Source organism: Parapedomonas caeni (assembly GCF_041060555.1).
In the GTDB taxonomy this organism is placed as follows: Bacteria; Pseudomonadota; Alphaproteobacteria; order Sphingomonadales; family Sphingomonadaceae; genus CAUJIW01.
On record NZ_JBEUDS010000024.1, the window covers coordinates 43,783 to 54,043 of the forward strand.

At 63.4% G+C, this 10,261-nt stretch carries 9 protein-coding genes, 1 tRNA gene and 1 riboswitch; of the genes, 8 read left to right on the top strand and 2 right to left on the bottom strand.

Features of this window, described 5'->3' with window-relative positions; translation table 11 throughout:
- Nucleotides 1-81: 81 nt before the first annotated feature.
- Nucleotides 82-303, bottom strand: a riboswitch (cobalamin riboswitch).
- A gap of 247 nt (nt 304-550) precedes the next feature.
- The 5 genes from ABU113_RS14130 to ABU113_RS14150 all read left to right on the top strand — a co-directional run bounded on the left by ABU113_RS14130 (nt 551) and on the right by ABU113_RS14150 (nt 6,414).
- Nucleotides 551-943 carry an acyl-CoA thioesterase gene (locus ABU113_RS14130; protein WP_454560143.1) on the top strand — a complete coding sequence of 131 codons (393 nt, stop codon included), beginning with the start codon at nt 551-553 and terminating at the stop codon, nt 941-943.
- Nucleotides 944-1,223: 280 nt separating this feature from the next.
- Nucleotides 1,224-2,738, top strand: coding sequence for an MmgE/PrpD family protein (locus ABU113_RS14135; RefSeq protein ID WP_454560144.1), 1,515 nt, complete (start codon nt 1,224-1,226; stop codon nt 2,736-2,738).
- Between the two features lie 20 nt (nt 2,739-2,758).
- Nucleotides 2,759-3,916: a bifunctional 2-methylcitrate synthase/citrate synthase gene (gene prpC / locus ABU113_RS14140; RefSeq protein ID WP_454560145.1), complete on the top strand. Its 1,158-nt coding sequence runs from the start codon at nt 2,759-2,761 to the stop codon at nt 3,914-3,916.
- 9 nt (nt 3,917-3,925) lie between these two features.
- The gene (gene prpB, locus ABU113_RS14145; RefSeq protein ID WP_454560146.1) at nt 3,926-4,846 is read left to right on the top strand and encodes a methylisocitrate lyase; all 921 of its coding nucleotides are present in this window, start codon (nt 3,926-3,928) and stop codon (nt 4,844-4,846) included.
- A gap of 116 nt (nt 4,847-4,962) precedes the next feature.
- Nucleotides 4,963-6,414: a short-chain fatty acyl-CoA regulator family protein gene (locus ABU113_RS14150; RefSeq protein WP_454560147.1), complete on the top strand. Its 1,452-nt coding sequence runs from the start codon at nt 4,963-4,965 to the stop codon at nt 6,412-6,414.
- 366 nt (nt 6,415-6,780) lie between these two features.
- Here the strand turns inward: ABU113_RS14150 and ABU113_RS14155 are convergent.
- Both ABU113_RS14155 and ABU113_RS14160 read right to left on the bottom strand, forming a co-directional pair.
- Nucleotides 6,781-6,868 (bottom strand) — tRNA-Leu (locus ABU113_RS14155).
- Between the two features lie 104 nt (nt 6,869-6,972).
- Nucleotides 6,973-7,380 carry a hypothetical protein gene (locus ABU113_RS14160; protein WP_454560148.1) on the bottom strand — a complete coding sequence of 136 codons (408 nt, stop codon included), beginning with the start codon at nt 7,378-7,380 and terminating at the stop codon, nt 6,973-6,975.
- 150 nt (nt 7,381-7,530) lie between these two features.
- On the opposite strand from ABU113_RS14160, the gene ABU113_RS14165 reads away from it, so the two are divergent.
- From ABU113_RS14165 to ABU113_RS14175, 3 genes are all read left to right on the top strand, one after another.
- Nucleotides 7,531-8,043, top strand: coding sequence for a nuclear transport factor 2 family protein (locus ABU113_RS14165; protein ID WP_454560149.1), 513 nt, complete (start codon nt 7,531-7,533; stop codon nt 8,041-8,043).
- 606 nt (nt 8,044-8,649) lie between these two features.
- Entirely contained in the window at nt 8,650-8,913 is a 264-nt protein-coding gene (locus ABU113_RS14170; RefSeq protein WP_454560150.1) for a hypothetical protein, read from the top strand.
- Nucleotides 8,914-8,917: 4 nt separating this feature from the next.
- Nucleotides 8,918-9,352 (top strand): hypothetical protein, encoded by a 435-nt coding sequence (locus ABU113_RS14175; protein WP_454560151.1) that lies wholly within the window; start codon nt 8,918-8,920, stop codon nt 9,350-9,352.
- Nucleotides 9,353-10,261: the final 909 nt, after the last annotated feature.

Here is a 10,261-nt window from a genome sequence, read left to right on the forward strand (position 1 = left end):
AATTCACATCCGCATCGCCGGAGGGATGGGAGGGACGAGCGTTGTTTTCGCGCGGTCCACCGGAGGCACCCCCGTCCGAGGAACGTTATCGCGTCGCAGGCAGGTCTCCTGGCTCACGGGTCGTCACGTCGGTTCCAGCCTTCCCGGCGCCCTCGGTCGCCAGTGACATGAAAATCGGAACCGCCGCTCGCCGCTCACAGTTGCGGGGGCAGCGCCGGAATCCGTCCTGCGAGGACGTCACCGGCTTCCCGTCTTAGCCCCTTCGCCAGTTCGGCGTCGGGGAACCTCGACGCATCACTACAAGCATGACGCGCGGGCGGCGTCAAGAAGAATATAAAGAATTCTTTATGCGATTGGCGGTTGCAGGGGTGACGCTGGACGCCTGTGCGGAGCGGTGATGGTAGCGGCGCGAGTGTGGCATGGCTGCCGGGACTGCAGACTTCGCGGTCTTCGCAGTTTTACGGGGGCGCCATGCACGCTGTTCGCCGTTTCAGTCATTTCGCGTCCGCAGTCCGCGTGGTTGATTCGTTCAATCAAAGGAGGTTTTACCATGACAGACTCCCCGGACATCGCCAGCGTGCCTGAAACGCGTCTTTGCGACATGGTATTCCCCGAGCAGGCCAATCATTATGGCACCTTGTTTGGCGGCGCGGCGCTTAATCTGATGGGCAAGGCCGCGTTCATCGCCGCCAGCCGGCATGCCCGGGCGCCCGTCGTCATGGCCTCGGCAGACAAGGTTACCTTCCATCATCCGGTGGTAGTCGGCCAGCTGGTGGAATGTCATGCCTGGGTTTCGCGTTCCGGGTGCTCGTCGATGACCGTCGAGGTATCGGTGATTTGCGAGACGCTGGCCAGTGGCGATCGTTCGCCGGCGATGCAGGGCCGGTTCGAGATGGTGCGGGTCGACGGACAGGGGCGTCCCTGTCCGATCATTCGTCGCTGACCACGGCGGCACCACGATGGTGGCAGCAGCTTCGCAGACTTCGCCGATTTGCAGGATCAACGCGCCGGATATTCGCTGTTTCAGCCATGTTCTCGCTGGATGCGGATCTCCATAACAGCGGCATGTTTGCGAATGCCTCTCTTCCTGGTCTCCATCTGCCGACGCGCATGACGATGATTGCTGCCGCGACGGCTCACCGCACTGACGGCGGCGCATGCAAGCCGGCGTGCGATGGCCCTGCATATTCCCAACTCTCTCTGCTGACGAAAGATGAACCCTCATGAAGTTGCATGATGTCCGTACCTACAAGTCCGCGGAGCTGCTGGCCCGCGAGGATCAGCTGGCCTGGAAGCTGGCTGCGGTCGCCACCGACCCCGTTGCTGTCGACGCGGATGTCGCCGAGATGATCGGCAATCGCATTATCGACAACGCGGCGGTCGCCGTCGCGTCCCTGGCACGCCGGCCGATCCGTTCGGCACGGGCCCAGGCGCTCGCACATCGGGTCAACGGTCGATCCACCAATCTCGGCGCGCTGCTGCTGGGATTGGGTGACGATGTGCGTGTGTCCCCGGAATGGGCGGCGTGGGCCAACGGTGTGGCAGTGCGGGAACTGGACTTTCATGATACCTTCCTGGCTGCCGACTACAGCCACCCCGGCGACAATATTCCGCCAATTCTGGCCGTGGCTCAGGCCAAGGGCCTTGATGGAAAGGCGCTGATCCGGGGTATTGCCGCCGGCTATGAGTTGCATGTGAATCTGGTGAAGGGCATCTGCCTGCATGAGTACAAGATCGACCACATCGCCCATCTGGGGCCGTCGGCGGCCGGCGGTATCGCGGCCGCGCTGAACCTGCCCACCGAAATTGCCTATCAGGCGATTCAGCAGGCGCTTCACATCACCACCACCACGCGCCAGTCACGCAAGGGCGAGATATCGTCCTGGAAGGCTTATGCGCCAGCCTTTGCCGGCAAGATGGCCATTGAAGCGGTCGACCGCGCCATGCGTGGCGAAGGGGCGCCATCGCCGGCCTATGAGGGCGAGGACGGTTTCATCGCCTGGTTGCTCGGCGGTCCGACGGCGCGCTATCAGGTCCCGCTGCCCGCCAAAGGTGAGTCCAAAAGGGCGATTCTCGAGACCTACACCAAGGAATATTCCGCCGAGTACCAGAGTCAGGCGCTGATCGACCTTGCCCGTCGCATGGGGCCAAGGATCGGTGATCTTGCCCAGGTGGCATCGATCGTCATTCAAACGAGCCATCACACCCATTACGTCATTGGCACCGGGGCCAACGACCCGCAGAAAATGGATCCCAACGCCAGCCGTGAGACGCTGGACCATTCGATCATGTACATCTTCGCGGTGGCACTTGAGGACGGCGGCTGGCATCACGAACGCAGCTACGCACCGGAGCGTGCCCGGCGGCCGGAAACGGTGGCGCTGTGGCAGAAGATCCGTACTGTCGAGGACACCGCATGGACCCGCCGCTATCACGCGCCGCCACCTGATAGGGCCTTTGGCGGCAGGGTGGTTGTCCGTCTTCAGTCCGGTGTCATCATTGAGGATGAGCTGGCGATTGCCGATGCGCATCCGCTGGGCGCTCGGCCTTTCGCTCGGCCCCAGTACATCGAGAAATTTCTTTCGCTTACCGATGGCATCGTGACGCCCAGTGAACAGGAACGCTTCCTGGAACAGGTGGCACGATTGCCGGACTTGTCGGCGGGCGCGGTCGCGCGGCTCAATGTCGTTGTCGATCCGTCGAAGTTGGGGGCCGATGCGCCCGCCGGCATTTTCTGATCCACGGGAGGAGATGTACAATGTCGCAGGTCGCCAGGCCGAAGAAATCCGTGGCGCTTTCAGGTATTGTTGCTGGCAACACGGCGTTGTGCACGGTCGGCCGTGCCGGCAACGATCTACACTACCGGGGTTATGACATTCTCGACTTCGCCGAGTCGGCGGAGTTTGAGGAGATCGCCCACTTGCTGGTCCATGGTGACCTGCCGACCGCCGCGCAGTTGTCGGCCTACAAAGCCAAGCTGCACGGGCTAAGGGGGTTGCCGCATTCAGTGAAGGACGCGTTGGAGGCCTTGCCGGCGGCGGCCCATCCCATGGATGTCCTGCGGTCCGGCGTCTCGGCACTCGGGTGTGTGTTGCCGGAGCCATCTGAACACAATGCGCCTGATGCCCGAGATATTGCCGACCGGTTGCTGGCATCGCTGGGGTCGATCCTGCTCTACTGGTATCATTTCGCGCATCACGGCCGCAGAATCGAGGTGGAGACAGACGACGATAGCACCGGTGGGCATTTCCTGCGTCTGCTGCACGGAAAAACGCCGCGCCCAAGTTGGGTTCGGGCGATGCATACATCGCTTATTCTTTATGCAGAGCATGAATTCAACGCCTCGACCTTCGCCGCGCGGGTTATCGCCGGTACCGGCTCTGATATGTATTCGTGTATCGGCGGGGCCATCGGTGCCTTGCGCGGACCCCGACATGGAGGGGCGAATGAGGTTGCCCATGAAATTCAGAAGCGCTACGCGACGCCCGACGAGGCCGAGGCCGATATTCGCCGTCGGATCGACGCGCGTGAGGTTGTCATCGGCTTCGGCCATCCGGTCTACACGATATGCGATCCCCGCAACGTCGTCATCAAACGTGTCGCAAAGGCGCTTGCCGAGGAGACTGGCGCGCGGCGTCAGTTCGCGATTGCCGAGCGAATCGAGCAGGTGATGGGTAATGCGAAGAAAATGTTTCCCAATCTCGATTGGTTCTCGGCTGTCTCCTATAATCTGATGGGAGTGCCGACCGCGATGTTCACACCCCTGTTTGTGATCGCACGGACCTCCGGCTGGACTGCGCATGTGATCGAACAACGCCAGGACAACAGGATCATTCGTCCGTCCGCCAACTATGTTGGACCGGAAGGCCTCGCTTTCGTGCCGCTTGCCGAGCGCGGCGACTCCCATCCGGCATAAGGAAAAGCCATGCCCTATCTGATCGCGGATCAACTGCCCCGGGGCAGTGCCGGCCAGCGCTTTCGCGCGCTACTCGCCCGGCCACAGATTCTCCGGCTGCCGGGTGCTCATAATGGCCATGCGGCGTTGCAGGCCCGGCAGGCCGGGTTCGAGGGGCTGTATCTCTCGGGTGCCGCAATGACAGCCAGCATGGGGTTGCCGGACCTGGGCATCATTACCGTCGACGAGGTGAGCTTTTTCGTTCGCCAGATCGTGCGTGCCTCTGGCTTGCCGCTGCTGGTTGACGGCGACACCGGCTATGGCGAGGCGCTGAACGTCATGCACATGGTGCGCACCTTCGAGGACGCGGGGGCGGGTGCCGTGCATCTGGAAGACCAGGTGCTGCCCAAGAAGTGCGGGCATCTCAACGGTAAAGCGCTCGTCAGCATGCAGGACATGGCCGCCAAGATCGCCGCCGCAAAAAAGGCCAGCCGCGATATCGTGATCGTCGCCCGCACCGACGCCGCCGGCGTCGAGGGAGTGGAGGCGGCGGTTGCCCGGGCGCGTTGCTATCTGGAGGCTGGCGCCGATGCGATCTTTCCTGAAGCGCTTGTCACCCGTGAAATGTTCGAGCACTTTGCTCGATCCCTGCCAGGGGTGCCATTGCTTGCCAACATGACCGAGTTTGGCAAGACGCCGTTCTTCACCGCCAGCGAGTTCGAGGCAATGGGCTACAGGATGGTGATATGGCCGGTGTCGTCCTTGCGGATCGCCAACAAGGCGCAGGCCCGGCTTTACGCCGCGATTGCCCGGGACGGCGGGGCGCACAACATGATCGATGACATGCAGACCCGCGCTGAGCTGTACGACATCATCGGCCTGCATGACTATGAGGCCCTGGACTCCTCGATTGTCAGAACGGTGATACCCGAGCGGCCGCCGGCGGCCTGAGCCATTGGGTGCCGCCCAGATTTTCTGTTATCCATTGTCGTCGAGACTCGACGAATTCGCAATATCCGCACTATGGTGGGGGGCGGAGAGGGCCATTATTTGCATTAATTTGCGGCATGATGGTCGGCTGTGGAGATTGTGCGAATTTTGCAAATATCGAGATGTCCATGCGGAAAGCTTTCATGGGTGTGCGGCTGCGGCGATTGCGTGAGGAGCGCAACCTCAAGCAGGTCGACCTTGCCCATGCGTTGGGCATCTCGCCCAGCTACCTCAATCAGCTGGAGCAGAACCAGCGACCGCTGACGGTACCGGTGCTGTTGAAGATCAACGCCGCCTTTGGCGTCGATGTGCAACTGTTCTCGGAAAACGAGGAAACAAGGCTGATCACGGAGCTACGCGACGCGCTCACTGATGGTCCGGAGGCGATCTCGATGGCCGAGATGCGCGAGCTGGCGGCCAACATGCCGGCGGTCGGCCGGACGCTGGTGGCGCTCCATCGGCGCTATCGCGACGCTGTCGAGCGCGCTGAGGCCATGGCCGCTCAGCTGGGTGACGACTGGATTGCCGATGGTCCGGCGCGTCTGTCATTCGAACAGGTGCGCGACTTCTTCTATGCCAGACATAACCACATCGAGCCGCTCGATGAGGCCGCGGAACGGCTTTATCGCGAGGCAGGGCTTGGCCCGCGCCTGGTGCATCGCGGGCTCGTGACCTGGCTCCATGACAGGCATGGCGTCCATGTAGTCTGGATGGAAAGCGACGGTGCTCAGCGGCGCTACGATCCGGCGACGCGGACGTTGTACATCTCGGCCCATCTCAGGCAGGGCCAGCAGGCCTTTCAGATGGCGACGCAACTGGCCTTTCTGGAGCTCGGCGACGTCATTGATCAGCTGACGGACAGCCGCATTCTGGTGGGCGATGATGCGCGGCGGCTGGCACGCGTGGGGCTCGCCAATTATTTCGCCGGAGCGCTGCTGTTGCCCTATCGGGATTTTCTTACGGCGGCCGAGGCGAATGCCTATGACATCGAGAAGCTCGGCCGTCGGTTCGGGGTCGGCTTCGAGACCGTTTGCCACCGGCTGTCGACGCTGCAGCGGGCGGATGCGCGTGGCGTGCCGTTTTTCTTCGTTCGCGTCGACAGGGCGGGCAACATTTCCAAGCGGCAGTCGGCCACTGATTTCCACTTCTCCCGCGTTGGCGGTAGTTGTCCGCTGTGGAATGTTTATGAGGCGTTCGCCCAGCCTGGCCGCGTCCTGACGCAGATTGCACAGATGCCCGATGGCCGGACCTATCTGTGGATCGCGCGCACTGTCGGGCACGGTAGCGCAGGTTACGGCATGCCTGGAAAGACCTTCGCGATCGGGCTGGGTTGCGATATCAGGCACGCCCACCGGCTGGTCTACGCGCGCGGACTGGACATCGCCGTTCCGGCCGCGGCGACGCCGATTGGCGCCGGCTGTAAGGTTTGTGAGCGTGCAACTTGTCCACAGCGCGCGTTCCCCGCCATCGGTCGTGCCGTCGCCGTCGACGAGACCGTCAGTACCACCACGCCCTATCCCATGGCTTGAGCGGCCGGAGGTTTGCGGCTCATGGCGGCAGACTCGCTGCCTGTCTGCCCTGACGCCTGGTTGGGCGTGATGTGCTGGCCGCGCGCCGGCGTTCAACAGCGTCTTCGCTTCTGAACGGGGCTGATTCCGGCGCCAGTTACCTCGCCGTCGGCTCCGACCCCGCCCCCCACGACCCTCGTCGGCGCCCTCGGGCATCAAGAGGGCGGATCACATGGTCGGCGCGCTGGAACCCACACCAAATGTCCGTCGTCGCGCGCTGATCAGCCCGGCAATGCCGGCTGGCACGGCGACCAATGCTCCCCGTTGAACCACGTCGCGGGGCACGATCCGATTTCCGGACAGCACCGGATACCGGACGGCAGGCGATGGTGCCCACGGTCGGACTCGAACCGACACGACCCGCGAGGATCGAGGGATTTTAAGTCCCTTGCGTCTACCATTTCGCCACGTGGGCCGGGCACCGGCCGTGGCGTCCTTATAGGAAGGGAGGCGGGGCGAGGGCAAGCCGCCCGGTCACCGGCCGTGGAGGCCGGCCACTGGGGTCCGGATCATGCCGGTTCAGTCGTCGGGATTGTCATAGGGAACGTAGCGAACCTCGCGGTCGCGGTCCTTGCTCTTGGTGGTGGCGAGGATCGCCGCCAGCCCGAGCACGCCCAGGCCGATGCCCAGCGCCACCTCGCCGTCATTGTCCTTCTTGTGCCGGTGGTGGCGGTAGGGATCGCCGTAATAGTAGTTGCGGCGGTAGCGGTCATTGTCGCGATAGACATAGACGGTGCGGCCGCGCTCGTAGCGGTCATGGCGGTCCCGGTCATGGCGGTCCCGATCATGGCGATCGCGGTCATGGCGATCGCGGTCCGAGCGATCCCAGCCACGGCCATGGCCCGGATCGGCGAAGGCCGGCGCCGCCGCCGTGTTGGCAATGCTCGCGACGAGCAGGGCAGAGATGGTCCTGGTCAGGGGGCGCATGATGAAACCTCCGTTACCTGATGGTGACACAAGGTAACAACTTTGGCCCTGAACCGGGGCTGAATGGCGAATTATCCGGCTACAAGGGATCGAATGATTGCTATCCATGCCGGACAGCCCGCCGGCGACGGCACAACCGAGGAGCTTTCCATGCCGACCGATCCGCCACCCGACATCGACGCCGGTGTCGCCGGCCCGTCCGAGGCCCGCCTGGCGCGGCTGGAGGCGCGGGTGCGCGACCTGGAGGACCGGGAGGCGATCCGCGACCTGATCGCCGCCTACGGGCCGGCCGCCGACAGCGGCGATTGCGCGGCGGCCGCCGCCGCCTGGGCGGCCGATGGCAGCTATGACATCGATGGCTTCGGTATCGTCGAGGGGCCGGCCGGCATCGCGGCCATCCTCGAAGGCGCGCATCACCAGCAGCTCATCGCCGGCGGCGCTGCGCATGTGCTGAGCCCGCTCGCCATCACCCTGTCCGGCGACACGGCGACGGCGGTTGGCTATTCCTGCGTGTTCCGTCACACCGGCGACGGGTTCGAGGCGCACCGGGTCGCCGCCAATCGCTCGACGCTGGTGCGCGCCGACGGCCAGTGGCGGATCGCCCGCCGCGTCAACCGGCTGCTCAACGGCGCCGAGGCCGCCCGCGCCCTGCTGCGCCCCTGAGCCCTCGGCGCTCTCCGCCGCCCGGCAGGCAGCGCCCGCGCCGGCGTTGCCGGGCGGGGTGACGGGTACGCGACACGGGTCCAGCAGACCCGACAACACACGCACGCGCCAGCAACACACAGGAACGACCGACCGGCGCGGGGTTGCCACCCTCCGTGCCCGGGACTCGATGACAGGTTCCGCGGCGTTGGCGACGGAAGGCTGTCGGTACATCGAGGTTGGTTGGCGCCGGCAGACGGGGTCCCGAGTCCAGCAAGGGGCGACGGAACGGACCGCGCTTGGCGCCTCAGCCGATCTTCTGCGAGGCCTCGGCTTTCACCCGGGACACCCGCGCCAGGTCGGTGCGGATCAGGAGGCCTTTGAGGGACCGCCCACCCGCCGGTTCACCCCCGCGTCGCGACCGCCGAGGATGGTCGCACTGTCTCACGGAAAATGCCGCGCGTCAATAGGTAATTGACGATGATTGCCCAGGCAGTACCCCGAGGCTGCGCGTTGGGGTGAGGGAATGGCTATGCTGTCCGCTGGAGTAATTCCCTGAAATTTGATTCATATTGTGTAAAACGCGCGTTTTGTGTAATATGCAAGAATGCCTGAAGGGAGGCCGCCATGGCAGAAGTCGCCGCCACCGAGTTTGCCCGGAATTTTGGGCGCTATCGTGAGATTGTCCAGCGCGAGGCCGTCGCCGTTCGGGTGCACGACCGGATCACGGGCTATTTCGTTTCCGCCCGCGATTATGAGGAATATCAGCGCCTCAAGGCGATGATGCCCGTCGCGCTCGCCGCCGAGGAGCTGGACGACGACACGCTGCGCGCCCTTTCGGAAACCAAGATGGACAAGCGCCACGCAGCCCTCGACGCCCTGATGGATTGATCGTGTGTCGCTCCCACCGCCCGAGCCGGGCCTTGTGATCTCCTATGGTTATCTCTGGCGGCATGAGCATAACCGGGGGCAGGACGAAGGGCGCAAGGATCGCCCCTGCCTCATTGTGCTTGCCGTGGCAAAACCGAAGGGCAAGACCGTGCGCGTGACGGTCGCCGCCGTCACGCACACCCCGCCCCATGCCGACACAATCGCGCTCGAAATGCCGCCGAAGGTGAAGCGGCATTTGGGGCTGGACGATGCGCGATCATGGATTGTGCTGGATGAGGTCAACCAATTCGATTGGCCCGGCTTCGATGTGCGCCCCGTGCCGGGGCACGGCGGCGACTATGCCTACGGCTTCATTCCGCCTGCTCTGCACCAGGCGGCCACGGCAACGCTTCTGGACGCGCACGCCAGGCGGAAAGTCACGGTCGTTTCCCGCGACTGATCGAGGTCGGGCGAGGATTGCCCGTCGAGGCCCCGATAAGACATTAATCAGTATACTGTCCCCGGAAATTTTTGCCGGATGGCGCAACCACGCCCTTCGACAGGCTCAGGGCGAACGGTAAGGGCGGTGCCTTCCGCCAACGGGCCAGGTCGCGACGTCAAATTCCGTTCGTCCTGAGCCTGTCGAAGGGCGGACGGCCGCATGAGACAGGCCGACCCTGCCTACGCCTCTTAGTCGTCATGCCCGGGCTTGACCCGGGCATCCACGAGCAGCGCTTCCACCCGCGCCGCCCTGTCCGGCAAGGGCGATGTTCGCGTGGAAGGGTGGGACACGCCCCGCCATGACGGGAAAGAAATAAAGGGTGCGACCGCGATGGTGTGTCTAATTGACTTGGTGTTCGCCGTGTGATTGCATATGTCTTGAGGGTGACGAGCAGGATGTGTACGGCTCGGCGCTGCTCATTACGTTGTTCTGCGTGCAAACGGGCGACTGTGTGCAAATGAGTATACTGTCCCCGGAAATTCTGCAACTGAGTATACTGTCTCTGGAAATTTCCCTGTCCGGAAATCTACTGTCCCCGGAAATCTCCAATTCAAGAACAAATGGGGCACAGTAGTTGATAGGGTTTGGGGTAGGGGAACGGTCTGTTAGGCACGATGGGCAAGCGTAGGAAAAGTGGGGTCACAGGGCCAAAGCCGGACGATTATTTAGCGTCCGGACCAGTGGAAATGGCCCGTTTTGGCAAGACGATGGTTATGCGGTCACGCCTGACCGAGGCGCAATGACCTGCCATGGAACTTTCATCCAGCCCTGACTAGAGCCTCGGCGGTTTTGGTTATGCCTTTCGGCGCCTTGTTTGCAATGGGGTCAGGCATGCCTGACCCCATTGCAAAAGTCGTTTTGGCGTAG

Bases quoted from the DNA above. Each gene is read 5' to 3' on its own strand.
- ABU113_RS14130 (WP_454560143.1), top strand. From the start codon at position 551: ATGACAGACTCCCCGGACATCGCCAGCGTGCCTGAAACGCGTCTTTGC.
- ABU113_RS14135 (WP_454560144.1), top strand. From the start codon at position 1,224: ATGAAGTTGCATGATGTCCGTACCTACAAGTCCGCGGAGCTGCTGGCC.
- prpC (WP_454560145.1), top strand. From the start codon at position 2,759: ATGTCGCAGGTCGCCAGGCCGAAGAAATCCGTGGCGCTTTCAGGTATT.
- prpB (WP_454560146.1), top strand. From the start codon at position 3,926: ATGCCCTATCTGATCGCGGATCAACTGCCCCGGGGCAGTGCCGGCCAG.
- ABU113_RS14150 (WP_454560147.1), top strand. From the start codon at position 4,963: ATGATGGTCGGCTGTGGAGATTGTGCGAATTTTGCAAATATCGAGATG.
- ABU113_RS14160 (WP_454560148.1), bottom strand. From the start codon at position 7,380: ATGCGCCCCCTGACCAGGACCATCTCTGCCCTGCTCGTCGCGAGCATT.
- ABU113_RS14165 (WP_454560149.1), top strand. From the start codon at position 7,531: ATGCCGACCGATCCGCCACCCGACATCGACGCCGGTGTCGCCGGCCCG.
- ABU113_RS14170 (WP_454560150.1), top strand. From the start codon at position 8,650: ATGGCAGAAGTCGCCGCCACCGAGTTTGCCCGGAATTTTGGGCGCTAT.